The sequence below is a fragment of the Klebsiella sp. WOUb02 genome, assembly GCF_050058015.1.
Taxonomy (GTDB): domain Bacteria; phylum Pseudomonadota; class Gammaproteobacteria; order Enterobacterales; family Enterobacteriaceae; genus Klebsiella.
In genome coordinates, this window is record NZ_CP170110.1 from 3,678,073 (window position 1) to 3,704,888 (window position 26,816).

The following is a 26,816-nucleotide window of genomic DNA, read 5'->3' on the forward strand; positions in this document are numbered from 1 at the left end:
ACAGGTATAAAAAAAGCGAGCCATCAGACTCGCTTCTCGGTCAGCACAATGCAACCTTATTTTTTGGCGGCAAAACGCGCTGCGGCTTCGTCCCAGTTAACCACGTTCCAGAACTCTTTGATGTAGTCCGGACGACGGTTCTGGAATTTCAGGTAGTAAGCGTGTTCCCACACGTCCAGGCCCAGGATCGGGAAACCGGAAGCTCCGGAGATAGCTTCACCCATCAGCGGGGAGTCCTGGTTCGCGGTAGAAACCACGGCCAGTTTGTCGCCTTTCAGCACCAGCCACGCCCAGCCGGAACCGAAACGAGTGGCTGCCGCTTTCTCAAACTCAGCCTTGAAGTTGTCAACAGAACCGAAATCGCGCTCGATAGCCGCTTTCAGATCGCCCTGCAGAGTGGTACCGGTTTTCAGGCCTTTCCAGAACAGGCTATGGTTAGCGTGACCGCCCGCGTTGTTACGCAGAGGACCCTTTTTGTCAGCCGGCAGCTGATCCAGTTTAGTAATCAGCTCTTCAGCAGACAGATCGGCGAATTCCGGCAGGCTTTCCAGCGCAGCGTTGGCGTTGTTAACGTAAGCCTGGTGGTGCTTAGTATGGTGGATTTCCATAGTCTGCTTGTCGAAATGCGGTTCCAGGGCGTCATAAGCGTACGGCAGGGCTGGCAGTGTAAAACTCATAATCATCTCCATTATTGTCGAGCGGCTGAAGTGTTAAGGCCGCGTAAGCAGTTGGTTCATTATAGTTAATTAAATGATATTGAAAACGCTTATCAATGCCGTATTTTTAATAAGGTTATAACAGAGTGTGATACCTGCGATTTTGTGATCTGGAACAAGTAATTAAGCCGTTGGTTGCCAGGGTTTTCCAACACGTGGCAACAGCCTGAAGGCGATAAAACTGACCGATTTTTACACTCATCGGGTCGGAAGAAGATTTATCCGATAAAAAATAGATGAGGATAAGATCAATGAATCACGCGATTACGATGGGCATTTTTTGGCATTTGATAGGTGCGGCCAGTGCAGCCTGTTTCTATGCTCCGTTCAAACAAGTTAAACAGTGGTCATGGGAAACCATGTGGTCTATCGGCGGGATTGTCTCCTGGCTGATCCTTCCCTGGACTATCAGCGCCATGCTGTTGCCTGATTTTTGGGCCTATTACGGCTCCTTCAGCGCCTCGACTCTGCTACCGGTCTTCCTGTTCGGCGCAATGTGGGGGATCGGCAATATCAACTACGGCCTGACCATGCGCTATCTCGGCATGTCGATGGGGATCGGTATCGCCATTGGTATTACCCTGATCGTCGGTACGTTAATGACCCCGATTCTCAACGGTCAGTTCGGGGTTTTAGTCAATACCAAAGGCGGCCAGATGACGCTGCTCGGCGTGCTGGTCGCGGTGATTGGCGTGGCTATTGTGACCCGCGCGGGGCAGCTGAAAGAGCGCAAAATGGGCATTAAAGCCGAAGACTTCAATCTGAAAAAAGGCCTGCTGTTGGCGGTGATGTGCGGTATTTTCTCGGCGGGGATGTCGTTTGCGATGAACGCCGCCAAACCGATGCACGAAGCCGCCGCGGCGCTGGGGGTCGACCCGCTGTACACCGCCCTGCCAAGCTACGTGATCATCATGGGCGGCGGCGCGCTGGTAAACCTCGGATTCTGCTTTATTCGGCTGGCCAAAGTGAAGAATTTGTCGATAAAAGCGGACTTCTCGCGGGCAAAACCGCTCATCATCGCCAATATTCTGCTTTCCGCTCTCGGCGGCCTGATGTGGTATCTGCAGTTCTTTTTCTACGCATGAGGCCACGCCAGCATTCCGGCACAGTACGACTATATGAGCTGGATGCTGCATATGAGCTTCTACGTTCTGTGCGGCGGGCTGGTTGGGCTGGTGCTGAAGGAGTGGAAAAACGCCGGGCGGCGTCCGGTCGGCGTGCTCAGTCTCGGCTGCGTGGTGATCATTATCGCCGCCAATATTGTCGGCCTGGGAATGGCGAACTAAATCACCTAAGCGGCGACGCGACTGCGTTGCCGCCACTGCCCCGGCGTCATGCCAATTTCACGGTTAAAGACCACCGAAAAGTAGTTACTGTCTTCAAATCCGCACAGCATGGCGACTTCGCCAATTAGCCGCTCCGTATGCTGCAGCAGGTACTGCGCGTGGCAAATCCTCAGCTGACGTAAATAGTGGTTGATCGTCATCCCGGTCTGCTGGCGAAACTGCTGGCGCAGGGCGCGCTCGCTGCACGCTTCCCGCGCGCAAAAACGATCGAGAAAAAAGGGCCTGTTCAGGCTGCCGGCCAGCTCGGTCAGCAGTTTATCGAGCAGGGCTTCACTTTGGGTCGCCGCCAGGTTATCGGTCGCGTAGCGATGGCGGTGCAAGCTCAGCGCCAGCTGGGCGAACAGCAGCTCGGCCATCTGATTGGCCTGGGCGTCGCTGCGGGTGCTCTCCTGCTCAAGCTGGGTAATCACCTGCCGCACCTGGGTCATCCCGGAGCTGCCAATCCGCCAGTGCGGGAGCCACGGCGTACCGAACAGGCCGGGAATATGGGCCGCCCAGTCAAAATTGAGCCGCAGCCGATCCGGGCAGTAGATGACGTTTTGCAGGACCAAATCGTTAACCGAGGCGTAGGAGTGCTTGTCTTCCGCGCGGATATAGAACAGATCGCCGCGGGTAATGCGCCACGGGCGATCGTTCAGCACGTGCAGGCCGTTTCCCCGCCATACCAGCACCAGTTCGCAGAACTCATGGGTATGCTCGGCGAAGACGTTTTGCGGGTAGCGATCCGCTACCGCCACCGCCTGAGAGGGCGAGGCAAAAAACTCATCTTTGCGAAGAATCAACTGACCGGCCACCGCGACAACTCCAGGCGCAAATAACGTTTCATTATTCGCATTTTGCTGACTAAAACGTTGACTGCTCTCGCGTTACTGAAGAATGGCGTCGCGCCCCTGGCGGATATCACGCGGCGACCAGGAAAACTCGCGGCGAAATAGCGTCGAAAAGTGGTTACTGTCGCCGAATCCGCAGCGATAAGCGATATCCGTGACGCTGTCATCGCTGTGCCGCAGCAGATGGCGCGCCTTCATCAGCCGCACCCGGTTCAGGTAGCGCTGCGGCGTCAGGCCGGTCTGCTGCTTGAGCTGACGATGCAGCGTGCGCAGCGACAGCGAAAACTGCGCCGCCACCTCTTCCCAGCAGACATCCTCGGCAAAGTGATCTTCCAGCCACGCCATCAGATGATTGAGCCGCGCCTCGCTATCGGCGGCCCCTTCCGCGAGGCTGCTTTTGCGCAGCAGCACCAGCAGCTGCATAAACAGGATTTCGCGACTGGCAATGGTATGCACATCCGACTCAGCGCCGAGGCTTTCCATCTGGTTGACGAGCTGACGCACCTGCTGCAAGGCCCCCTGATTAACCCGCCAGTGCGAAAGATAGTTGCCCTCCTGCTCCTGCGGCAGCAGCAGATTCAGGCCGTTGAGAAAGCGAAACGCATCCGGCGCGCGGTAGAGCACGTTGGTCAGGCACAGATTATCGGTGTGTTCATAAAGATGGCGATCGCGATCGCGAATAAAGCACACCGAGCCGCCGCTGATGGTATAGGGCTGGCCGTTAAAAACGTGGATCCCCGTCCCGTGCTCAACGATAACAATTTCATGGAAATCATGGTGATGTTCCGGAAACGCCGACTGAGGGAGACGTGGCTCAATAGCAACAGCAGAAGTACCGGACTTAAAGAAATCCACACTGTGCAATATGGTCATGGCAGCGCCCTCGTAATGAGAAATGTTATCAATCAGTGTGGCAAATAGTAATTAAGGACCGGCAATCCGGCCTTCAATTTTTGACCGCAAACTTCGTAAAGCCTGCCGCTTTTTCAAGAAACAGCCGGAAAGATCGGGAACTGCGGACAACGTCACATCCGCCACGCCCATCGCGACAGAATGAAATTGTGAGCTCTCTCACGGCCACCTTTGCTTCCTTGCCAGCCGGGAAATATCCCTGTCCGTGGCAAGAAGGTGCGCGACCGGCGACTTTTTTAGACTGCTGGCAATGATTTTCAGAAGGATCTCTGCCATGAGTTTTCGTCATTGTGTCGCCGTTGATTTAGGCGCCTCCAGCGGGCGGGTGATGCTCGCCAGCTATGAAAGCGGACAGCGTGCGCTGACGCTGCGTGAAATCCACCGTTTTACCAACGGCCTGCGCCAGGTGGATGGCTATGACTGCTGGGATATCGATAGCCTGGAAGGCGACATTCGCCGCGGACTGGAGAAGGTGTGCGCGCAGGGCATCCTTATCGATAGCATCGGCATTGATACCTGGGGCGTGGATTATGTCCTGCTCAACAAGCAGGGCCAGCGCGTCGGTCCGGCGGTGTCCTATCGCGACGACCGCACCCGCGGCCTGATGCAGCATGCCGAAGAGCAGATGGGCCGCGCGGATATCTATCGCCGCAGCGGCATCCAGTTTCTGCCGTTCAACACCCTGTACCAGCTGCGCGCTCTGGTTGAACAGCAGCCGGAGCTGGTGAGCCAGGCCGCGCACGCGCTGCTGATTCCGGACTATTTCAGCTTCCGCCTGACCGGCCAGATGAACTGGGAATACACCAACGCCACCACCACCCAACTGGTCAATATCAACAGCGATAGCTGGGACGAAGAGCTACTGAGCTGGAGCGGCGCACCGCGCGAGTGGTTCGGTACCCCGACCCATCCCGGCAACGTGATCGGTCGCTGGATCTGCCCGCAGGGCAACGCGATCCCGGTGGTCGCCGTCGCCAGTCACGATACCGCCAGCGCGGTGATCGCCGCTCCGCAGCAGAACCCGGACGCCGCCTGGCTCTCCTCCGGCACCTGGTCGCTCATGGGCTTTGAAAGCCAAACCCCTTACACCGGCGACGATGCGCTGCAGGCCAATATCACCAACGAAGGCGGCGCGGAAGGCCGCTATCGGGTGCTGAAAAATATTATGGGCCTGTGGCTGCTGCAGCGGGTGCTGAAAGAGCAGAACGTCAGTGACCTGCCGGCGCTGATTGCCCATACCGCCGCTCTCCCGGCCTGCCGATCGCTGATTGACTGCAACGACGATCGCTTTATCAATCCGGCCAATATGAGCGCCGAGATTCAGGCCGCCTGCCGTGAATCCGGGCAGCCGGTTCCCAGCGGCGATGCCGAGCTGGCACGCTGTATTTTTGACAGTCTGGCCCTGCTGTATGCCCGCGTGCTCGGCGAACTTTCCCGGCTGCGGGGCCAGCCCTTCAGCCAGCTGCATATCGTCGGCGGCGGCTGTCAGAACGCGCTGCTCAACCAGCTGTGCGCCGACGCCTGCGGCATTACGGTCATCGCGGGTCCCGTCGAGGCCTCCACGCTCGGCAATATCGGCATCCAGCTGATGACGCTGGACGAGCTAAATAACGTCGACGATTTCCGTCAGGTGGTGCGCGACAACTACGCGCTCACCACGTTTACCCCTAATCCTGAAAATGAAATTGCCCGCTTCGTTGCGCAGTTTCAGCAACAACAGACCAAGGAGCTTTGCGCATGACCACTCAACTTGAACAAGCATGGGAAATCGCCAAACAGCGCTACGCCGCCGCCGGTGTGGATGTCGAGGAGGCTCTGCGCCAGCTGGACCGGCTTCCCGTCTCCATGCACTGCTGGCAGGGCGATGACGTCGCGGGCTTTGAAAACCCGGAGGGGAGCTTAACCGGCGGGATTCAGGCCACCGGCAACTATCCGGGCAAAGCCCGCAACGCCGGCGAGCTGCGCGCCGACCTCGAGCAGGCGCTGAGCCTGATCCCCGGCCCGAAACGGCTGAATCTGCACGCGATCTATCTGGAGTCTGATGCCCCGGTTGCGCGTAACGAAATCAAACCTGAGCACTTTAAAAACTGGGTTGAATGGGCCAGAAACAACGGCCTGGGGCTCGATTTTAACCCCTCCTGCTTCTCGCATCCGCTGAGCGCCGACGGCTTTACCCTGTCGCACGCCAACGATGAAATCCGCCAGTTCTGGATCGATCACTGCAAGGCCAGCCGCCGGGTTTCCGCCTATTTCGGCGAGCAGCTGGGCACCCCGTCGGTGATGAATATCTGGGTCCCCGACGGCATGAAGGACATCACCGTTGACCGCCTGGCGCCGCGCCAGCGCCTGCTGAACGCGCTGGATGAGGTCATCAGCGAGAAGCTCGACCCGGCGCACCATATCGATGCCGTGGAGAGCAAGCTGTTCGGTATCGGCGCCGAAAGCTACACCGTCGGCTCCAATGAATTCTATATGGGCTATGCCGCCAGCCGCCAGACCGCGCTGTGCCTGGACGCCGGGCACTTCCATCCAACGGAAGTTATCTCCGACAAAATCTCTGCCGCCATGCTCTACATTCCGCGCCTGCTGCTGCATGTCAGCCGCCCGGTGCGCTGGGATAGCGATCACGTGGTGCTGCTGGATGACGAAACCCAGGCCATCGCCAGCGAAATCATCCGCCACAACCTGTTTGACCGGGTGCACATCGGCCTCGATTTCTTCGACGCCTCTATCAACCGCATCGCGGCGTGGGTGATTGGTACCCGCAACATGAAAAAAGCGCTGCTGCGCGCGCTGCTGGAACCGACGGAACAGCTGCGCCAGCTGGAAGCCGACGGCGATTACACCGCCCGCCTGGCGCTGCTGGAAGAGCAGAAATGCCTGCCGTGGCAGGCAATCTGGGAGATGTACTGCCAGCGTCACGATACCCCGGCGGGCAGCCAGTGGCTGGATAGCGTGCGCGGCTACGAGAAGAGCGTTCTCAGCCAGCGCGGGAATTAACCTCGCCCGGCGACCGGCAGATATACAACCTATTTAGGGTACGGGGTCAGCCCCGTGCCGAATCAACAGGAAGCACAAGACTATGCACACCATTATCGACTCCTGGTTCGTCCAGGGCATGATTAAAGCCACCACCGATGCCTGGCTGAAGGGCTGGGATGAGCGCAACGGCGGTAACCTGACGCTGCGCCTCGACGAGGCCGATATCGAACCCTTTGCCGCCGATTTCCACGTCAAACCGCGCTATATCGCCCTGAGCCAGCCGATGCCGACGCTGGCCAATCAGCCGTTTATCGTTACCGGCTCCGGTAAATTTTTCCGCAACGTGCAGCTCGATCCCGCCGCCAACCTCGGCGTGGTCAAAGTGGACAGCGACGGCGCGGGATACCACATCCTGTGGGGCTTGACCCACGAGGCGGTGCCGACCTCAGAACTGCCGGCCCACTTCTTGTCCCACAGCGAACGCATCAGGCTGACCGGCGGCAAAGATCGCGTGATCATGCACTGCCACGCCACCAACCTGATCGCCCTGACCTACGTCCTCGAAAACAACAGCGATCTCTTCACCCGTAAGCTCTGGGAAGGCAGCACCGAATGTCTGGTGGTGTTCCCGGACGGCGTCGGCATTCTGCCATGGATGGTGCCGGGTACCGACGAAATCGGCGGGGCCACCGCGCTGGAAATGCGTAAGCATTCGCTGGTGCTGTGGCCGTTCCACGGCGTCTTCGGCAGCGGGCCGACGCTGGATGAGACCTTTGGCCTGATCGATACCGCCGAGAAATCGGCTGAAGTGCTGGTGAAGGTTTACTCCATGGGTGGTATGAAGCAGACCATCACCCGCGAAGAGCTGATTGCCCTCGGCAAGCGCTTTGCTGTGCAGCCTATGCAGTCCGCGTTAGACCTTTATCAATAATTACATCGCGCCCCGCTCACCGAGACGGGGCGAACTCTGTCACCTGCAAACCCTATCCGAAGCCTTTCGCCATGCGGGAAGCCTACGCATCAGCAAGGAGAAAGACAGCGGAAAACTAACTCAATCATGTGGAGTAAAAGCAATGAAAATAAAGACAAGCTTGATCCTCACCGTTGCCGCCCTGGCGTTGTCCGGTTCTGCTTTAGCTGAAGTTAAAATTGCCCTCGTGGCAAAATCATTGGGAAATGGATTCTTCGAGGCAGCGAACGTCGGCGCGCAGGAAGCGGCGAAAGAGTTAGGCGATGTGAAAGTGATTTATACCGGCCCCACCACCACAACCGCCGAAGCGCAGATCGAAGTGCTGAACGGGCTGATCGCCCAGGGAGTGGACGCGATCGCCATTTCCGCCAACGATCCGGACGCCGTGGTGCCGGTGCTGAAAAAAGCGATGCAGCGCGGAATCAAAGTGGTCTCCTGGGATTCCGGCGTGGCGCCGGCGGGCCGTCAGATCCACCTGAATCCTTCCAATAACGCACTGATCGGCGAGACCAACGTTAAGCTCGCCGCGGATGCCTTAAAAGCGCTGAACGTCGAAAAAGGCGACGTGGCGATCCTCAGCGCGACCCCAACCTCAACCAACCAGAACATCTGGATCGAAGAGATGAAGAAGGTGCTGCCGAAGTACCCTTCCGTCAACCTGGTCACCGTTGCCTACGGGGACGATCTCTCAGACAAGAGCTACCGCGAAGCGGTCGGGCTGCTGAAATCGTATCCGAATCTGAAGGCGATCGTCTCGCCTTCGTCGGTGGGGATCGTTGCCGCCGCCCAGGCGGTGAAGGATCAGGGCAAGATTGGCAAAGTGTACGTCACCGGGCTGGGGCTACCGTCTGAAATGGCCGGGGCGATTAAATCCGGCGCCAGCAAAAGCTTCGCTATCTGGAACCCGATTGACCTCGGCTACGCCGCCACCTACCTGGCCGACGATCTGGTCAAAGGTACGGCAACCAAAACCGAAGCCGATATGGGCAGGTTGGGCAAGGTGAAGCTGGATGCCGACGGTAGCGGCGCGATGGCGCAGCCGTTCGTCTACGATGCCGGCAACATCGATAAGTTTTCCAAAATTTTCTAATCCTCATCCCCCGTTTCGCCTGGAAACGGGGGGAAAAACGGAGACTTATCATGACGGCGTCCACCCCGCTGCTGTCGCTGAAGGGCATCACCAAGGTTTTCCCCGGTGTACGCGCCCTTGAGAACGTACAGCTCGATCTCTGGCCCGGCAAAGTGACCGCCTTAATTGGCGAAAACGGTGCCGGTAAATCAACGCTGGTCAAAGTGATGACCGGCATTTATCAGCCCGAAGAGGGCGAAATTCTGTATAAAGCGATCCCGATTCATCTGCCCCATCCGGAGTCGGCGCACAGGGTCGGGATCACCGCCATCCACCAGGAGACGGTGCTGTTTGACGAACTCTCGGTGACCGAGAATATTTTTGTCGGCCAGTATCTGCATAAAGGCCTGCTGAAAAAGCTCGACTGGCCCGCGATGCACCAGAAAGCCGGGGATATTCTCCGCCGCCTGGAGGTGCAGATCGACCCGCGCGCTACGCTAAAAACGCTGAGCATAGCCCAGCGCCACATGGTGGCCATCGCCCGGGCGCTCTCCTTTGAGGCGCAGGTGGTGATCCTTGATGAGCCGACCGCCGCGCTCTCGCAGCACGAAATTCTGGAGTTTTATCAGATAGTCGAACGCCTGAAGCAGGACGGTAAGGCCATCCTGTTTATCTCGCATAAGTTTGACGAAATCTTCGAGCTGGCGGACTACTACACCATTTTGCGCGACGGCGTGTACGTGAGCTCCGGCGCCATCAACGAGATCACCGAAGAGCGGATGGTGGCGATGATGGTCGGGCGCGCCATAACCCAAACCTACCCGAAAGTGAGCTGCGCCCCGGGAGAGACGGTGCTGGAGGTCAACAACCTCTGTCATCCCAGCGAGTTCGCCAATATCAACTTCACCCTGCGTAAAGGCGAAATCCTCGGCTTCTACGGCCTGGTCGGCGCCGGGCGCACCGAGCTTATGCAGGCGCTTTCCGGCGTATCGCATCCCTCCTCCGGCGAAATCGTGCTGAAAGGCAAAGCGGTGCGTTTTCGCCAGCCGGCGGACGCCATTCAGGCCGGTATCGTCTGCGTACCGGAAGAGCGGCAGAAGCAGGGAGCGATCATCGCCCTGCCGATCGCGCAAAACATCAGCCTGCCCCAGCTCGCCAGGCTCAACCCCAGCGGCGTGCTGAACGACGCGCGCGAATGGCGGCTGGCCGATGAGTATGCCTCACGCCTGCAGGTCAAAGCCTTCAGTCTGGCAGCAGGCGGTCGAAACCCTCTCCGGCGGCAACCAGCAGAAGGTGGTGATCGGCAAATGGCTGGCCACCCATCCGCAGGTGATCATTCTCGATGAGCCGACGAAGGGTATCGATATCGGTTCAAAAGCGGCGGTACACCAGTTTATGTCCGAGCTGGTGGGCCAGGGGCTGGCGGTCATTATGGTCTCTTCAGAGCTGCCGGAGGTCATGGGAATGGCCGACCGCATCATTGTGATGCATGAAGGGCTGATGGTGGCCGAATATCGCGCCGGCGAAGCGACGGCGGAAACCATCGTCAGCGCCGCCAGCGGCATTGCCCGGGAGGCTGCGTAATGTGGCGACAACTGCTTAAACACCGCGAAGCGCTGCTGGCGGCGGTCATTATTCTGATGGTGGCGGGGATCGGCAGCCGGGTGCCGTCGTTCATCGCGGCGGAAAACCTGGTCGAGATGTTTAATGACACCTCGATTCTGATCGTCCTCGCTCTCGGCCAGATGATGGTGCTGCTGACCAGGGGGATCGATCTGTCGATGGCCGCCAACCTGGCGCTGACCGGGATGATCGTCGCCCTGCTCAACGCCCATCACCCGGAAATTCCGGTGTGGGCGCTGCTGCTGCTGGCCACCCTACTTGGCCTGCTGATGGGAGTGATTAACGGCCTGCTGGTCTGGCGTCTCGGCATCCCGGCGATCGTGGTGACCCTCGGCACCATGAGCATCTATCGCGGCATTATTTTCCTGCTCTCCGACGGCGGCTGGGTTAACTCGCACCAGATGAGCGCGGACTTCCTCGGCCTGCCGCGCGCCTCGCTGCTGGGACTGCCGCTGCTGAGCTGGTGCGCCATCGCCGCCCTGCTGCTGGTGGGTTACTTCCTGCGCTATAGCCGTACCGGGCGGGCGCTGTACACCGCCGGCGGCAACGCCACCGCGGCCTACTACACCGGTATTAACGCCGGAAAAATGCAGTTCATCAGCTTCTGCCTTTCCGGGGCGCTGGCGGGATTTTGCGGCTATCTGTGGATCTCCCGCTTCGCCGTCGCCTACGTTGACGTCGCCAACGGCTTCGAACTACAGGTCGTGGCGGCCTGCGTCATCGGCGGCATCAGCACGATGGGCGGTACCGGGCGCGTGATTGGCTGCCTGTGCGGTGCGCTGTTCCTCGGAATTATCAACAACGCGCTACCGGTTATCGGTATCTCACCTTTCTGGCAAATGGCTATCTCCGGCGCGGTGATTGTCATCGCCGTGGTGCTTAACGAGCGCGGGAACAAACGTCACGGACGGCTCATTCTGCGCAGCGCGGTGCAGGCTTCGCAAACACAGACGGTGAAACCATGAGCAAAATAATGACCACTGAAGAGATGACCAACCGCCCGGCAGCGCCGTCGCCGCTGCGCCGCCTGCTGTGCTGGGAAGGCTTCCTGCTGGCGGTGACGCTGGCCGTTTTCGCCGCCAACGCGCTGGCGTCGCCCTACTTCCTTAATATCTGGAACCTGTCGGACGCCACCTTCAACTTCACCGAGAAGGCGATTATCGTCCTGCCGATGGCGATGCTGATTATCGCCAGAGAGATCGACCTCTCGGTCGCCTCGACCATGGCGCTGAGCTCCACGGCGATGGGCTTTTGCGCGGCGGCGGGGATGGATACTCCGCTGCTGGTTGCCGTTGGGCTGGGCGTCGGTCTGCTGTGCGGCCTGTTTAACGGCATCCTGGTGACGCGCCTGAACCTGTCGTCGATCGTTATCACCATCGGCACCATGAGCCTCTATCGCGGCCTGACCTACATCCTGCTGGGCGATAAGGCCCTGAACCACTATCCGGACAGCTTCGCCTGGTTCGGCCAGGGCTACGTCTGGGGAGCGCTCTCGTTTGAGTTTGCGCTGTTCCTGCTGCTGGCGGCCGCCTTCACCTTCCTGCTGCATAAAACCAACTTTGGCCGCCGCACCTACGCGATTGGCAATAACCCGACCGGCGCCTGGTTTTCCGGGATCAACGTCAAGCGCCATAACCTGATCCTGTTTGCCCTGGTCGGGCTGATGGCAGGGCTCGCCGCGGTGCTGCTGACGTCGCGGCTGGGCAGCACCCGCCCAACGCTGGCGGTGGGCTGGGAGCTGGCGGTGGTGACGATGGCGGTGCTCGGCGGCATCAATATCCTCGGCGGCTCCGGCAGCATGGTTGGGGTGATTATCGCCGCCTTCCTGATGGGGCTGGTGACCTTTGGCCTGAGCCTGCTCAACGTACCGGGCATCGTGATGTCGATAATCATCGGCGCCATGCTGATCGCGGTGATTTCACTGCCGATTATCACCCGCCGGGTACTGCAGCGAAGACATTAGCCCTTCGCCTGACGGTGGGGGGAAACGGGATTTTCTTAACAGGAGAGTTATTATGAGCTTTATGTTGGCATTGCCGAAAATCAGCCTGCACGGCGCGGGCGCCATTGGCGATATGGTCAATCTGGTCGCCGATAAAGGGTGGGGCAAAGCGCTGATCGTCACCGACTGTCATCTGGTGAAGCTGGGCCTGCTGGACAGCCTGTTTGCCGCGCTCGATGCGCACCAGATGCCCTGGCACCTGTTTGACGAGGTATTCCCCAACCCCACCGAAGCGCTGGTACATCAAGGCATTACCGCCTTCCACGACGCGCAGTGCGATTACATTATCGCCTTTGGCGGCGGCAGCCCCATCGATACCGCGAAAGCGGTTAAAATCCTCACCGCCAATCCGGCCCCTTCCACCGCCTATTCCGGCGTCGGCAAGGTGAAAAACGCCGGCGTACCGCTGGTGGCGATAAATACCACCGCCGGAACGGCGGCGGAGATGACCAGTAATGCGGTCATCATCGATTCCGCGCGCCAGGTAAAAGAGGTGATTATCGATCCGAATATTATTCCGGACATCGCCGTCGATGACGCCAGCGTGATGCTGGATATCCCGGCCTCTATCACCGCGGCCACCGGCATGGATGCCCTGACCCACGCCATCGAAGCCTTCGTTTCGGTCGGCGCCCATCCGCTAACCGATGCCAACGCCCTTGAAGCCATTCGGCTGATTAATCTGTGGCTGCCGAAAGCCGTCGACGACGGGCATAACCTTGAGGCGCGCGAGCAGATGGCGTTTGGCCAGTATCTGGCGGGCATGGCCTTCAACAGCGCCGGGCTCGGCCTGGTTCATGCGCTGGCGCATCAGCCGGGCGCGACCCACAATCTGCCCCACGGCGTATGCAACGCCATCCTGCTGCCGATCATCGAAAACTTTAACCGCCCGAACGCCGTCGCCCGTTTTGCCCGCGTGGCGCAGGCGATGGGCGTCGAGACCCGCGGCATGAGCGATGAAGCGGCCAGCATGGCGGCGATCGAGGCGATTCGCGCCCTGAGCAAACGCGTCGGCATTCCGCAGGGCTTCAGCCAGCTGGGGGTGACCAAAGCCGACATCGAAGGCTGGCTGGACAAGGCCCTCGCCGACCCGTGCGCGCCGTGTAACCCGAGAACAGCCAGCCGCGACGAAGTACGCGAGCTGTATCTGGAGGCATTATGATCCGCAAGGCGTTTGTGATGCAGGTGAATCCCGACGCGCACGAAGAGTATCAGCGTCGGCATTCGCCAATCTGGCCGGAGCTGGAGGCGGTTCTGAAGGCGCACGGCGCGCACCATTACGCCATTTATCTCGATAAAGAGCGTAATCTGCTGTTCGCCACGGTGGAGATTGAATCGGAAGCGCGCTGGAACGCCGTCGCCGGAACCGAGGTCTGCCAGCGCTGGTGGAAGCATATGCGCGACGTGATGCCGACCAACCCGGACAACAGCCCGGTGAGCGCCGAGCTGAAACCGGTATTCTATCTGGATTAAATCCCCGGTGGTCCCGCCGAACGATGTTTAGCGGGGCCACTTTTACAGTCTTCAGAAGAAATATTTAAAGCGTAGGCGCGCGCCGTAGCGATCGTCGTCATCGTTCTTATTGACCTGCACATCGCTATCAAGGATGGAGTAGTAGGCCCCAAGATAGATATTAAAGTTCTGCATATTCATTACGTTCGGGATTTGATATGAGGCGTGGAAGGTATGAATATTGTAGGTTCCCTCATCCTTAATCCAGCAGTCGTTATCGCAAATCACCCCGGCATAGTCGTTGATTTTGTTATGGGCGTAGATATAGCCCAGCTCAAAGCGCTGCCACAGCGCGTTAACCCCGGCGGTGAAGTCTTTTTCATTGTTGGCATCCATATACGCAGTGTTGACGTTCACCACCAGCCCATCGGCCGGATTGGTTTTCAGGCCATTCCACGTCATGGTCAGACCGTAGCCGGTACGATCGGACTGATCGACAAACTCTCCCCGCGCGTTGCTATAGCCGTAGGCGTTTTTCACCACGTTTGACTCCATCGCCGCGGCGAAGGAGAACTCATCCTTCGCCCACGAGACAACCGGACGCAGGTAGGCGACGTTCTTTTTCTGTTCCATGTCGCGGCCGTGGTAGCCGCCACCGTCATACAGGGAGGTGCCATCCTCCAGCAGCGTATTCAGCTCGAAATACCAGTTATCCAACTGCTTGCTCAGCAGGAAATTACCGCCCGCGTCGGATCGCCCGCGCCCCTCTTTCATCATGTAGATATAGCCGTGACCGTCGCTGTAGAGATCGTTGGCGGTATTACCCGAATGCTCGACGAAGGTATCCTGATTCAACGGGAACATGTCATAGGCTTCGAAGCGCCCGACCTTTATCTTCCAGTCCTTCTCCTGACCGAAGAAGAAGGCGGCGTCATCAAGATTCATTGAGCCGGTCATATCGGCCAGCGGCTGAATCGAGAATCCGGCAAAATAGCCGTTATTCATGGTGCGAATGCCGTCAAAGCCCAGCAGAATGCGGCCGTTTAAATCCCAGTTATCGTAGGTCGGGTCGCTGCCAACATCGGCGTTAGTCATCGCCAGCAGGCCGTGCTTGCTCTCCGCGTCCATGTTGAACTCAACGTCACCGTAGATTTTCAGATCGCCATAGCCGGAGAGCTTAAGCTCCGGCGCGGTAATATTCTTTTTGCTCTCTGCGACTGGCGCGACGCTTTTTACCGCAACGGTCGTTTGCGCCAGCGCAATAGCGGCTGGTTGCTTTTCCTGTAATTCCCGCAGCTGGCCTTCCGCCACCGCGGCCCGACTTTCCGCCGCGGCCAGCCGCGCTTCCAGCTGTTCCATACGCTGTTCAAGCGTCAGAGCGTTATTTTTAGCAATTGCTGAACTTGCCATCAAACATAAACTCATCACTAACGCTATCGTCTTTTTATTCATTTTTATTTTCCGGAGGTAACGAGAAGGTCTGATGAGTTAATAACTCACCTTTTTATCTTAATTGTTTATATATGGGTATAAGCGCTAATTAATATGCGGCGTATATTTATTGGCCGGTATAGAGCTCGATATTTATTTTTATCCTCAGCGGTAATTTCTCTTAATACCCGGCAGGGCACCCCGGCGGCAACAACGTTCGGCGGAATAGAGCGATTCACCACGCTGCCGGCGCCAATCACCGAGTTTTTACCGATGGTCACGCCAGGATTAATAATCACCCCGGAGCCCAGCCAGACGCCGTCCTCAATAATCACCGGCAGGGAGAACTGCTGCTGCGTATGGCGCAGATCCGGATGCACCGGATGGCCGGCGGTAGAGATCGTCACATTCGGTGCGAACATCACGTTATTGCCGATAATAATCTCGGCATCATCGACCAGCGTCAGGTTGAAGTTTGCGTAGAAGTTATCACCTATGGTGGTGTGAATTCCGTAAGCAAGATTGATCGGCGGCTCAATCCAGCACTGTTTGCCCACGCTTGCAAACATGCGAAGGATAATGTTGTCTCTTAGCTCCTGACCGAAAGGGTGCGAGTGGTTATATTCATAGGCCCGCACTTTTGCTATCAGCCGCTCCTCTGGCAGCCCGTGTCCGGAATCAGAGTAAAGTTCACCGCTGTTCATTCTTTTTTTAATATCCATCGTCAACCTGTTCTCCATTTATTCAACACATCCCTGTGAGAATTTATTCTGTTAATTTATTAAATGGTCATTGCTTTATTACCAACGCTGGCAGAGGCGGATTTCCCTGAAAGCGTAAAGGCCGATATTAAGGTGACGGACAGCGCAATACCGCCAAGGATCATATACGTCTCCTGGAAACCAATCCGGTCATACATATTGCCGGCAAATGCGGAGAGGAAAATCGCCGCCACCTGTTTGGCGAACTGGAAGCCCACCAGATAAATCGTCGCCGACAGCCGGACGTCAAATACGCCAGTAATATATTTAAACGCCCCGACCAGCAGGAACGGCACTTCCAGGGCGTGGAGCATTTTCAGCGCCACGACCTCAACCGCGGTGGTGGCGAACGATGAGCCGATCATCCGCGCCGCCATCACCATCCCGGCAATCAGCAGGGTATTCTTCGCACCGATGCGGTTAATAATCCACGGCGAGCTGAACATGATGATCGCGTTGCAAATTTCCCCGGCGGTGGTCGCAAAGCCAAAGGCGCGGGTGCCCGATTCCGGCGTAGCGAAGAAGGATTTAAAGAAGGTGGCAAACTGCTGATCGAAGACGTCGTATACGCACGCCACGCCGACCACGTACAAAATAAACATCCACATTTTGCGCTGCCGGAACATCCTCAGGGCGGTTTTTAAATCCACCGATGGGCGATTCGCGCCCAAAGAATCCATGACCTGAGCGGCCTGGCTGGCCTGCGGTTTCGCGATAGCCACCAGCACCACCAGCAGCAGCGCGGCGGCCGATCCCATCCAGAATACCCACTCGGGATTGACGCTAAACAGCATCCCCGCGGTCGTCGCGCAAAGCGCCCAGCCAAGGCAGCCAAAGGTACGCGCTTTACCGTACTCAAACCCGCTGTTGCGGCTGATGCGTTCGATATAGGCTTCCATCGCGCCGGCGCCGGCGGAGAACACGAAACCAATATAGGACCCCCCGCTTAATGCCCCCAGCCAGATATTGATTTTCAGCAACGGCGCAAAGACGTAGAGGAAGAACGGCGCAATCAGCACCAGCAAAATTGTCACGATCCACATCAGGTGTTTTCTCAGCCCCAGCTTATCGGAAATCACCCCCAGAACGGGCTGGAAGCAGATCGCAAACAGGGAAAGGCTGGAGAAAACGATGCCAGTCTCGGTTTTATTCAGGCCAATAACGTCCGACAGCCAGATCGGCAGGAACGGGAAACAAGTGGCCATAATGAAAAAGTAGAGAAAAAAGAACAGGCCGAAAATCCAGAAGTTAGGGTTGTTTTTGTGGGTACAGGCAGTCGGGTTCATTTTATATTCCTCAGTCAGGGCCGCCTGGCGGCCCGTCTCCATTACACGCGTTGCAGGCCAATCAAAATGGCGCTTTCCGGATCGAGGATTGGCAGCGCCAGCCCCGCCAGCTGTAGCCACTCGCCGCTCACCGTTTGCGGGGTCACCATCCATTCCGGCAGCTTGCGCATGGTATGTCCTCCCTCTCCCGTAATCTGAATATCCGGGTGATCGAGCAGCATAACCTGATAGCGAGCGCCCGCTTCCAGCCCTGCGACGCGCAGCGGCGCCATCAGGGTGTAATCCGGCATCGCCAGCTGGCTGACGAGGAAAATCGCCTGGCTCTTATCTTCACTGACTACGCCGTGCGCCAGCGTGGTAGCGTCCGGCATATCCATGCGCCACTGCACGCCGTGATGAATGACATCGCGCCACTGCTTATGCAACGCGGCATACTTGCGGTAGCCCGCGCGCTCCTGTTCGTCGGCGCTCACTGGATCCAGCTCCAGCCCCATATGGCCAAACAGCGCAGTCAAGCCACGAAAGGCGATGCTGTGCTGGCGGAAGGTAGCGTGGCAGTGGCGGTTGCCGATATGCGCGCCTATCACTTCCGGCGGGAAGAAATAGCTCATGCCGCGCTGGATAGCGTTGCGCTCCAGGGCATCGTTGTTATCGGAAGCCCAGAAGCGATGGCTGCGTTTCAGCACTTCATAATCGATACGTCCGCCGCCGGAGGAGCAGGATTCAAATTCGATATGCGGGAAGCGGGTAACCAGCGCGTCCAGCAGACGATAAAACTGGCGGGTCTGCGCATCGGCGGCGGCTTTACCGTTATGGCCCGGCTGCACCAGCTCTCGATTCATATCCCACTTCACATAATCCACGGCGTGCTCGCCCAGCAGCCAGCTCATCCGCTCCAGCAGATAATCAAAGGCCTGCGGAATATTGAGGTTCAGGACGTACTGATGGCGGCCGGTCAGCGGCGTATAGCCCGGCAGGGCCAGCACCCAATCGGGATGGGCGCGGAAGAGGTCCGAATCCGGATTGATCATTTCCGGCTCAACCCAGATGCCGAACTCCATGCCCAGCGATTTCACTTGGTCGATAACTGGCGTCAGCCCGTTGGGGTACTTTTTCTCATCCAGATACCAGTCGCCGAGCGCCGCCCAATCGTCGTCGCGCCCTTTAAACCAGCCGTCGTCAATGATGAAGCGCTCGACGCCAAGTTCCGCGGCCTCGTCCGCCATGCGCATGATGTACTGCGGGTCATGATTGAAATAGATCCCTTCCCAGGTATTGAGATGCACCGGGCGCGGTTTGTTATCCGGGAAGCGCACGATCTGCTCGCGCAGGTAGCGATGAAACTGCTGGCTCATGCCGTTCAGGCCCTGCGCCGAATAGCTGGCGTACAGCGACGGCGTCCACAGGGTTTCGCCTTCGGCCAGCGCCATCTCACCCGGTAAATAGAGCGCTTCCGCCTGCAGATAGCGGCGGCCATCGGTTTTTACCTCAGCGCGCAGGCGGTGGTTGCCGCTCCAGCCAAGGTGCACGCCCCACACTTCGCCCTGCATCTCGCTAAAGGCGATGCTGCCGGTAATCAGCGCCGGGAAATGCTCGTGGGAGGTGCGCCCGCGGCGGTTTTCCAGCACGAAGCTGTCGTGCTCAAGGAGCAGCCGATGCGGCTGAAACTCGCGGATCCAGCGGCCATGAAAGGCCATCACTTCGCGGGCGCGTTCGGCAACCGGCAGCGTGACCGCAAGCCGGTCCACCTGCCAGGGCTGCGCGCGCAGATTGGTAAGCCCGTGGCGAACGCTGAGCACACCGCAGCTATCGAGCACGATTTCGCTACGTAGACGCAGCCCGGCCTGCGGGTCCTCGCTGATAATGGTCAGGTTTCGCCCGTCCTGCGTGACCTCCACGGTGGCGAACATTGGCGAGCCGTCCAGCCCCTGGCGGTGCCCTTCAATACCCGGCGCACCAAACAGACCGTGGCCCAATTCGGCCATGAGCGTTATAGGGGAATCGACATCCAGGCGACCGTTAGCCACCGGACGCGTCAGGCTGGCCGCATCCTGCGGCGAAAAGTGGCTTAAATGCGGCCCCCAGTAGATAATTTCGGCGAACGGATGGGTTTTGATTACCACATCGGCCCCTGCGCTTTGCAGGCGTAAAATCGAATCAGACATCAGACATCTCCACAACAAGGAATGTCTTACTGTTGATCCGAAACGTTTCGGATGCCAACCAAAACGTTTCGGATTCGTGATCGAGTGCAAAATTAGCGTAGCGGGAGAGATGTCAGGCGGTGTCTCCGGGGATAAATTCGGGCTGCCAAAGCACCTGCAGAGAAGAAAGATCGTCGCCGGCGATCAGCCGACGGACCATACCGGCGATCTGGCGGCCAACGCCCTGCCGAGTGGATTGGATCACCGCCGCCACCGGGGTTTCAATAATGCTGTCCTGCGGCAGTCCGTCGTAAACTACCAGCGAGACGCGATTATCGCCGGTCAAGCGCCCCAGCTGCGATAGCGCCATCGCCGCACCGTCGCCGTGGGTGTTACAGTCGGTCACGATCGCCGTGGGCGGTTCCGGTAAGCGCAGCAGCTCCATCGTCGCCTGATAGCCGCCGCGGCGGGTTGGCGGCACGCTGCGCAGCCACGTATCCGCTAATCCGGCTTCGCGCAGCGCCTGCAGGTAGCCGTTGCGGCGTTGGGTGATAAACGCCTGATTGTTATTTTCGCTCAGCAGCGCGATGCGCCGATGCCCCTGGCTGATTAAATGGTGGGTCGCCCGCCAGGTTCCGGCCTGATTATCAAAATCAAACCAGGCATAGGGTTTCGGCAACCGGCTGCGGCCAAGGGCGAGGAAAGGAAAGCCAGAGGAGAGCAGCTGCGTGAGGCGGGGGTCTTCATCGAGGGTATGGGCGACAATCAGCGCATCGACCCGCCGACTCTGAACCATCCGCATATAGCCGTGCTTATCCGCCTGCTCATCGTCGGCAATCAGCAGTAAATCAATCTCATAACGCGCCAGCTCGTGGCTAATTTCGCCGACCATGTCGAGAAACACGCTGTTATTCAGCGGCGCCGGGCTGATGGGGAAAACCAAGCCCACGGCGTCAATTTTGCCCATTTTAAGGCGTCGTGCGAAGGTATTGGGCCGGTAGCCGCGGCGCTGCGCTTCCGCCTCCACGCGGGCACGCGTCTCCTGTGACACGTCGTCATAACCGTTCAGCGCGCGGCTGACGGTGGTTACCGAGATCCCAAGTTCTTTAGCAATAGCTTTCAGCGACATACGCATCCCAGTCGACGGTGGAGGAGACGGCTAGTGTCCCGCAATACGGGCGGGACGTCCAGAGAGCGGCGCGATGATCGCCGCGCTATGACGCTAGTTTTGCTCCGCCACCAGAATAGCCTGTGTATCCGGCTCCAGCGCCTGGAAGAGATGTTCCCGATCCGCGGGATAACAGATGTAATCCCCGGCGCCCAGCTCTTCCGGGGTTTCCGTCAGGCCCACCAGCGCGCGCCCCTGGGTGACGATAATATGCTCTATCGATCCCGGCGGGTGCGGGTGAGAAATACGGTCAGCGCCCGGCTGGGTCAGCAGCAAATAGATATCGCGGCGGGCGCCGGGCGGGCAGGCCGCCAGCAGAATTGCCTGATAGTGGGCCTGCTCAGCTACCACCTTAATCCCTTCCCCACGGCGCAATACCTGCGTTTTTTGCGCCTGCGGCTCCAGCAGCCTGGCAAACGGAATATCGAGGGCGACGCAGAGCGCCCACAGCGTTTCGAGGCTGGGGTTGCCGTTGCCTGACTCCAGTCTGCGATAGCGTCGATTTGGCAATACCGGCCCGGCGAGCGACTTCCGCCAGCGAGAGTCCGGTGCGCGAGCGCTCGCGTACCAGACTCGCGGCAATCAGGCTAATTGGCTGTGTCATACACGGCTCCGCGTTTTTTATATAGAACGATTCGTTCGACTTGAAAGTCGACAGGGTTGCGTTCATTATAATGGAAATTCGTTCGATATGGCTAAATAGTATGAAGCAGCACTTCTCCAGTCTCAAAGGAGACACGATCAAAGCGATATTCCTGGTCTGCCTGGCCGTTGGCGTCGTCGGCCTCTCCTACGGTTCGCTGGCGATAGCCTATGGCTTCCCGGTGTGGGTGCCATTCGTACTGTCGATTTGCGTGCTGGCGGGCGCCTCGGAGTTTATGTTTATCGGCATCGTCGCCAGCGGCGGTAATCCGCTGGCCGCCGCCGCGGCAGGCTTATTGGTCAACGCTCGCCACGTGCCGTTCGGCGTAACGGTGCGCGATCTGGTCGGCAGGCGCGGCGCCAGCCTGCTGGGCTGCCATATTATGAATGACGAGAGCGTGGTCTTCGGGCTGTCGCAAAAAACGCCGGAGCAGCGTAAAGCCGCCTACTGGCTGTGCGGGCTCGGCGTAGCCATTATCTGGCCGCTGGGGGCGCTGCTTGGGGCGCTGGTCGGCAAGATCCTGCCGGATCCGGAAACCATCGGCCTCGATGCCGTCTTCCCCGCCATTCTGCTGGCGCTGGTCATTCCCGCGTTGAAAAACCGCACCACCTTAATCCGCGCCTGCAGCGGCGCGGCGTTGTCCCTTGCGTCAGTCTCCTTCGCCCCTACGGGCCTGCCGGTGCTGTTCTCCCTGTTCGGCCTGCTGGCGAGGAAAAAATAATGGGTAACATCACGCTGTTTATCGCCGGGATCGCTATCCTGTCGGCCGGAACCTATCTGATGCGCCTCGGCGGCGCGAAGATCGGCAATCGGCTGGCGCTTTCCGAGCGTTCTCAGGCGCTGCTCTCCGACGCCGCGACGGTATTGCTGTTTTCGGTCGCTCTGGCAACGACTTTGTATGAGGGCGAACATTTTGCCGGGATGGCGCGGGTGCTTGGGGTAGGTTTCGCCGTTTTTCTTGCCTGGCGTAAGATGCCGCTGATCGTGGTAATTATCGCGGCGGCCATCGTTACGGCGCTGCTGCGTCTGGCGGGTATAAACTAAAAAAGCGCCCCAGGGGCGCTCTTTCGACGATAGCACTTCGCTTATTTGTTCAGTTCCGCCGTCATATGCACGCGGTTACCGGTAAAAGCTTCGGTAATTTTATAAGACGATGCGCCAGCGGCCTGCGCCTGAGCGGCAATTTTCGCTTCAGCCCCGTCCATGGTTGTGGCGGTGGCGGTCACGCTTTCAGCGGCGAATGAACCAAAAGAAGCGGCCAGAGCGATAACTGCGACAAAAGTTTTGATGCTTTTCATGATGTAAATCCTTCAATTAAGTTGTTTGGATAAGGCGTTGTGCCTTGATGTGATAAATAATAGCCCTCACATCCCATAACGAAAAGCGGAAGGATTTGTTGTCATCATTCAAAAAAACTGACCTTTATTCACCCCTCAATAAGCCGCTGTGGGTGGGTGTAAATCGTCGCCCTGCCCGGCTTGCAAAACCCCACCAGCGTCAGGTTGCAGCGTTCCGCGACCTCAACCGCCAGCGCGGTCGCGGCGGAGACCGCAAACAGAATTTCCACGCCGCACATGGCCGCCTTCTGCACCATCTCGTAGCTGGCCCGGCTGGAGACCAGCGCCGCTCCGTTCTGCCAGTCGCTCCCCTCTTCCACCCGCCGCCCGAGCAGCTTGTCGAGGGCAACGTGACGGCCAACGTCTTCATGCCCTCCCGCCAGCTGGCCTGACGGCCGAACCCAGGCTGCCGCGTGGGTGCACCCGGTGATGCGACCGATGGGCTGCACGTCGTTAAGGTGCTCCAACGCGCGATCGAGGTTCGCGAGGTTGAAAGTTTGCGTAAACGCCAGCGGGCGCACCGGCCTGCCGATATCGTTGAGCTGTTCGACGCCGCATACCCCGCAGCCGGTTCGCCCGGCCAGCGCGCGCCGATGCTCTTTTAACCCCATAAAACGGCGGCTGGAGAGCTCAATCTGCACTTCCAGGCCATTGCATGCCGGCACCACCTCCATCCCGTAGATCTCTCGTCGATTTTCGATAATCCCTTCGGATAAGGAAAACCCCACGGCAAAACGCTCCAGATCCCCGGGAGAGGCCATCATCACGACGTGGGAGATACCGTTATAGACCAGCGCGACGGGAACTTCCTCGGCTAACTCGTCAGACTGAGGATGTTGCAAATTCTCGCGCTTCCACAGCGCGACCTGACGGTAACCTGAGACATTCGTCACACTTTCAGTTTGTTGGTGAGGGTTCTTATTCACTTTGTCTTAACCGTATTGGAACAGGCATACACACAATGTGGTATTCTTCCGTATACCCCTTCAAGCGAAAGGGCGATCGTCTCTCAATTCTGAACCTTCGCGGTCCTCACCGCAAAGTAAATAACTATATGTGACAATGTCGAGACAAGGAGTGAACCATGCAGGTCAGCAGAAGGCAGTTCTTTAAGATCTGCGCTGGCGGTATGGCAGGCACTACGGCCGCGGCGCTGGGCTTTGCCCCAGGCGCTGCGCTGGCGGAGACCCGGCAGTATAAGCTGCTGCGTACCCGCGAAACCCGTAACACCTGTACGTACTGTTCTGTCGGCTGTGGGCTGTTAATGTACAGCCTCGGCGACGGGGCAAAAAACGCCAAAGCATCCATCTTTCATATCGAAGGTGACCCGGACCATCCGGTCAACCGTGGTGCGCTCTGCCCGAAAGGGGCCGGTCTGGTGGACTTTATCCACTCCGAAAGCCGCCTGAAATTCCCGGAATATCGCGCGCCAGGCTCCGATAAATGGCAGCAAATCAGCTGGGATGACGCGTTCGATCGCATCGCTAAGCTGATGAAAGAAGACCGCGATGCCAACTTTATTGCGCAAAACGACGCTGGCACCACCGTCAACCGTTGGTTGACCACCGGGATGCTCTGCGCTTCCGCATCCAGTAACGAAACCGGCTATTTAACCCAGAAATTCACCCGCGCGCTCGGTATGCTCGCGGTCGACAACCAGGCGCGCGTCTGACACGGACCAACGGTAGCAAGTCTTGCTCCAACATTTGGTCGCGGTGCGATGACGAACCACTGGGTTGACATTAAAAATGCCAACCTCATCGTGGTCATGGGCGGCAACGCCGCTGAAGCGCACCCGGTAGGGTTCCGCTGGGCGATGGAAGCTAAAATCCACAACGGCGCCAAACTTATCGTTATCGATCCGCGCTTTACGCGTACGGCATCGGTGGCCGATTTCTATACGCCAATTCGTTCAGGGACGGATATTACCTTCCTCTCCGGGGTGATCCTGTATCTGCTCAACAACGAAAAAATTAACCGTGAGTACACCGAAGCCTATACCAACGCCAGCCTGATCGTGCGTGAGGATTACAGCTTCGATGACGGTCTGTTTAGCGGCTACGACGCCGAAAAACGCAGCTACGATAAGACCAGCTGGAACTACGAGCTGGACGAAAACGGCTTTGCCAAACGCGATACCACCCTGCAACATCCGCGCTGCGTCTGGAATCTGCTGAAACAGCACGTTTCCCGCTATACGCCGGACGTCGTAGAAAATATCTGCGGTACGCCAAAAGCCGACTTCCTGAAGGTCTGCGAATATATCGCCGAAACCAGCGCTCATGATAAAACCGCGTCGTTCCTCTATGCCCTTGGCTGGACGCAGCACTCGATCGGCGCGCAGAATATCCGCACCATGGCGATGATCCAGCTGCTCCTCGGCAATATGGGGATGGCGGGCGGCGGCGTAAACGCGCTGCGCGGCCACTCCAATATTCAGGGGCTGACCGACCTCGGGCTGCTCTCCACCAGCCTGCCGGGCTACATGAACCTGCCGAGCGAAAAACAGGCCGATATCCAGACTTACCTGGCCGCCAGCACGCCGAAACCGCTGCTGAAGGATCAGGTGAACTACTGGGGCAACTATCCGAAATTCTTCGTCTCGATGATGAAGGCCTTCTACGGCGATAAGGCAACGGCGGAGAACAGCTGGGGCTTTGACTGGCTGCCGAAGTGGGATAAAAGCTACGACGTGCTGCAGTACTTCGACATGATGAGCCAGGGCAAAGTGAACGGCTATCTGTGTCAGGGCTTTAACCCGGTGGCCTCGTTCCCGAATAAGAACAAGGTTGTCGCGTCGCTGTCGCGGCTGAAGTTCCTGGTCACTATCGACCCGCTTAACACCGAAACGTCCACCTTCTGGCAGAACCACGGCGAGTCGAACGACGTCGATCCGGCGAAAATCCAGACCGAAGTCTTCCGCCTGCCGTCAACCTGCTTCGCCGAAGAGAACGGTTCGATCGTTAACTCCGGACGCTGGCTGCAGTGGCACTGGAAAGGCGCGGACGCCCCGGGGATCGCCGTCACCGATGGTGAAATCCTCGCCGGTATCTTTATGCGCCTGCGGAAAATGTACGCCGAAGAGGGCGGTCCGACGCCGGAGCCGGTGCTGAATATGACCTGGGACTACTCCACGCCGCATGAACCGGCTTCGGAAGAAGTGGCGATGGAGAGCAACGGCAAGGCGCTGGTGGATATCACCGACCCGGCCACCGGCGCGGTTATCGTCAAGAAAGGCCAGCAGCTGAGCTCGTTCGCGCAGCTGCGCGATGATGGCACCACCGCCAGCGGCTGCTGGATCTTCGCCGGCAGCTGGACGCCGGATGGCAACCAGATGGCACGCCGCGATAACGCCGACCCGTCGGGCCTCGGCAATACGCTGGGCTGGGCATGGGCGTGGCCGCTTAACCGCCGCATCCTCTATAACCGCGCCTCCGCAGACCCGCAGGGTAAACCGTGGGATCCGAAGCGTCAGATCCTCAAATGGGATGGCGCAAAATGGGGCGGTATGGATATTCCGGACTACAGCGCCGCCGCGCCGGGCAGCGACGTCGGGCCGTTTATCATGCAGCCTGAAGGGATGGGCCGCCTGTTTGCTATCGACAAAATGGCGGAAGGACCGTTCCCCGAGCACTATGAACCGTTCGAAACGCCGCTGGGCACTAACCCGCTGCACCCCAACGTGGTCTCCAACCCGGCCGCCCGCGTCTTTAAACATGACCTGGAGCAGATGGGTAAAGCGGATAAGTTCCCGTACGTCGGCACCACCTATCGTCTCACCGAGCACTTCCACTACTGGACCAAGCACGCGTTGCTCAACGCCATCGCGCAGCCGGAGCAGTTCGTGGAAATCGGCGAGAAGCTGGCGAATAAGCTCGGTATTGCCCACGGCGATACCGTCAGAGTCTCCTCCAACCGTGGCTATATCAAGGCCAAGGCGGTGGTGACCAAGCGAATTCGCACGCTGAAGGTGGACGGCAAGGATGTCGATACTATCGGTATTCCGATCCACTGGGGCTATGAAGGGGTAGCGAAGAAAGGCTTTATCGCCAACACGCTAACGCCGTTCGTCGGCGATGCGAATACGCAGACGCCGGAGTTCAAGGCCTTCCTCGTGAACGTGGAAAAGGTGTAAGGGAGACGA

Annotated in this window: 21 protein-coding genes and 3 pseudogenes; 13 read left to right on the forward strand and 11 right to left on the reverse strand. The window is 58.5% G+C overall.

The window, feature by feature from the left end; genetic code table 11:
• Window positions 1-56: 56 nt before the first annotated feature.
• Window positions 57-677, reverse strand: a complete 621-nt coding sequence (gene sodA, locus ABOC21_RS24865; RefSeq protein ID WP_426813635.1) for a superoxide dismutase [Mn] — start codon at window positions 675-677, stop codon at window positions 57-59.
• A 290-nt stretch (window positions 678-967) separates the two neighbouring features.
• Between sodA and rhaT the strand changes: the two are divergent.
• A pseudogene (gene rhaT, locus ABOC21_RS24870) lies at window positions 968-2,002 on the forward strand (L-rhamnose/proton symporter RhaT).
• Window positions 2,003-2,007: 5 nt separating this feature from the next.
• Here rhaT and rhaR read toward each other — a convergent pair.
• On the reverse strand, window positions 2,008-2,856 hold the full coding sequence (gene rhaR / locus ABOC21_RS24875) for an HTH-type transcriptional activator RhaR (protein WP_426813636.1): 849 nt from the start codon (window positions 2,854-2,856) through the stop codon (window positions 2,008-2,010).
• 72 nt (window positions 2,857-2,928) lie between these two features.
• Window positions 2,929-3,765, reverse strand: a complete 837-nt coding sequence (gene rhaS / locus ABOC21_RS24880) for an HTH-type transcriptional activator RhaS (RefSeq protein WP_426813637.1) — start codon at window positions 3,763-3,765, stop codon at window positions 2,929-2,931.
• A 313-nt stretch (window positions 3,766-4,078) separates the two neighbouring features.
• Here rhaS (ABOC21_RS24880) and rhaB point away from each other — a divergent pair, with 313 nt between their 5' ends.
• The 9 genes and pseudogenes from rhaB (at window position 4,079) to rhaM (ending at window position 13,923) form a co-directional block, all read left to right on the forward strand.
• Window positions 4,079-5,545: a rhamnulokinase gene (rhaB, locus tag ABOC21_RS24885; RefSeq protein ID WP_426813638.1), complete on the forward strand. Its 1,467-nt coding sequence runs from the start codon at window positions 4,079-4,081 to the stop codon at window positions 5,543-5,545.
• On the forward strand, window positions 5,542-6,804 hold the full coding sequence (gene rhaA, locus ABOC21_RS24890; RefSeq protein ID WP_426813639.1) for an L-rhamnose isomerase: 1,263 nt from the start codon (window positions 5,542-5,544) through the stop codon (window positions 6,802-6,804). Before rhaB ends, rhaA begins: the two co-directional genes overlap by 4 nt.
• An 82-nt stretch (window positions 6,805-6,886) precedes the next feature.
• Window positions 6,887-7,717, forward strand: coding sequence for a rhamnulose-1-phosphate aldolase (gene rhaD, locus ABOC21_RS24895; RefSeq protein ID WP_426813640.1), 831 nt, complete (start codon window positions 6,887-6,889; stop codon window positions 7,715-7,717).
• Window positions 7,718-7,859: 142 nt separating this feature from the next.
• The gene (rhaS, locus tag ABOC21_RS24900; protein ID WP_426813641.1) at window positions 7,860-8,846 is read left to right on the forward strand and encodes a rhamnose ABC transporter substrate-binding protein; all 987 of its coding nucleotides are present in this window, start codon (window positions 7,860-7,862) and stop codon (window positions 8,844-8,846) included.
• Window positions 8,847-8,896: 50 nt separating this feature from the next.
• Window positions 8,897-10,409 (forward strand): annotated as a pseudogene (locus ABOC21_RS24905) (sugar ABC transporter ATP-binding protein).
• Entirely contained in the window at window positions 10,409-11,413 is a 1,005-nt protein-coding gene (locus tag ABOC21_RS24910) for an ABC transporter permease (protein ID WP_426813642.1), read from the forward strand. Before ABOC21_RS24905 ends, ABOC21_RS24910 begins: the two are co-directional and overlap by 1 nt.
• A complete protein-coding gene (locus tag ABOC21_RS24915; protein ID WP_426813643.1) occupies window positions 11,410-12,411 on the forward strand; it encodes an ABC transporter permease in 1,002 nt (333 codons plus the stop codon). The genes ABOC21_RS24910 and ABOC21_RS24915 overlap by 4 nt, the downstream gene beginning before the upstream one ends.
• Window positions 12,412-12,463: 52 nt before the next feature.
• On the forward strand, window positions 12,464-13,612 hold the full coding sequence (fucO, locus tag ABOC21_RS24920) for a lactaldehyde reductase (protein WP_426813644.1): 1,149 nt from the start codon (window positions 12,464-12,466) through the stop codon (window positions 13,610-13,612).
• On the forward strand, window positions 13,609-13,923 hold the full coding sequence (rhaM, locus tag ABOC21_RS24925) for an L-rhamnose mutarotase (RefSeq protein ID WP_426813645.1): 315 nt from the start codon (window positions 13,609-13,611) through the stop codon (window positions 13,921-13,923). Before fucO ends, rhaM begins: the two co-directional genes overlap by 4 nt.
• Window positions 13,924-13,974: 51 nt before the next feature.
• On the opposite strand, the gene ABOC21_RS24930 is transcribed toward rhaM, so the two are convergent.
• The 6 genes and pseudogenes from ABOC21_RS24930 to ABOC21_RS24955 form a co-directional block, all read right to left on the reverse strand.
• Window positions 13,975-15,354 carry a carbohydrate porin gene (locus tag ABOC21_RS24930; protein WP_426813646.1) on the reverse strand — a complete coding sequence of 460 codons (1,380 nt, stop codon included), beginning with the start codon at window positions 15,352-15,354 and terminating at the stop codon, window positions 13,975-13,977.
• 65 nt (window positions 15,355-15,419) lie between these two features.
• On the reverse strand, window positions 15,420-16,055 hold the full coding sequence (locus ABOC21_RS24935; RefSeq protein ID WP_426813647.1) for a DapH/DapD/GlmU-related protein: 636 nt from the start codon (window positions 16,053-16,055) through the stop codon (window positions 15,420-15,422).
• A 59-nt stretch (window positions 16,056-16,114) separates the two neighbouring features.
• Window positions 16,115-17,380: an MFS transporter gene (locus ABOC21_RS24940; RefSeq protein ID WP_426813648.1), complete on the reverse strand. Its 1,266-nt coding sequence runs from the start codon at window positions 17,378-17,380 to the stop codon at window positions 16,115-16,117.
• Between the two features lie 41 nt (window positions 17,381-17,421).
• Window positions 17,422-19,545, reverse strand: a complete 2,124-nt coding sequence (locus ABOC21_RS24945; RefSeq protein ID WP_426813649.1) for an alpha-galactosidase — start codon at window positions 19,543-19,545, stop codon at window positions 17,422-17,424.
• Window positions 19,546-19,657: 112 nt separating this feature from the next.
• Window positions 19,658-20,653, reverse strand: a complete 996-nt coding sequence (locus ABOC21_RS24950; protein ID WP_426813650.1) for a substrate-binding domain-containing protein — start codon at window positions 20,651-20,653, stop codon at window positions 19,658-19,660.
• Window positions 20,654-20,746: 93 nt separating this feature from the next.
• Window positions 20,747-21,296: pseudogene (locus tag ABOC21_RS24955) on the reverse strand (helix-turn-helix domain-containing protein).
• Between the two features lie 100 nt (window positions 21,297-21,396).
• Here ABOC21_RS24955 and ABOC21_RS24960 point away from each other — a divergent pair.
• Together ABOC21_RS24960 and ABOC21_RS24965 are read left to right on the forward strand one after the other, a co-directional pair.
• Window positions 21,397-22,056, forward strand: coding sequence for an AzlC family ABC transporter permease (locus ABOC21_RS24960; protein WP_426813651.1), 660 nt, complete (start codon window positions 21,397-21,399; stop codon window positions 22,054-22,056).
• Window positions 22,056-22,379: an AzlD domain-containing protein gene (locus tag ABOC21_RS24965; protein WP_426813652.1), complete on the forward strand. Its 324-nt coding sequence runs from the start codon at window positions 22,056-22,058 to the stop codon at window positions 22,377-22,379. Before ABOC21_RS24960 ends, ABOC21_RS24965 begins: the two co-directional genes overlap by 1 nt.
• Before the next feature lie 41 nt (window positions 22,380-22,420).
• Here ABOC21_RS24965 and ABOC21_RS24970 read toward each other — a convergent pair whose 3' ends face one another.
• Both ABOC21_RS24970 and fdhD read right to left on the reverse strand, forming a co-directional pair.
• Window positions 22,421-22,633, reverse strand: coding sequence for a YdgH/BhsA/McbA-like domain containing protein (locus tag ABOC21_RS24970; RefSeq protein ID WP_426813653.1), 213 nt, complete (start codon window positions 22,631-22,633; stop codon window positions 22,421-22,423).
• Window positions 22,634-22,761: 128 nt separating this feature from the next.
• Window positions 22,762-23,598: a formate dehydrogenase accessory sulfurtransferase FdhD gene (gene fdhD, locus ABOC21_RS24975; RefSeq protein WP_426813654.1), complete on the reverse strand. Its 837-nt coding sequence runs from the start codon at window positions 23,596-23,598 to the stop codon at window positions 22,762-22,764.
• 158 nt (window positions 23,599-23,756) lie between these two features.
• Between fdhD and fdnG the strand changes: the two genes are divergently transcribed.
• Window positions 23,757-26,807, forward strand: a complete 3,051-nt coding sequence (gene fdnG / locus ABOC21_RS24980) for a formate dehydrogenase-N subunit alpha (protein WP_426813655.1) — start codon at window positions 23,757-23,759, stop codon at window positions 26,805-26,807.
• Window positions 26,808-26,816 lie beyond the last annotated feature (9 nt).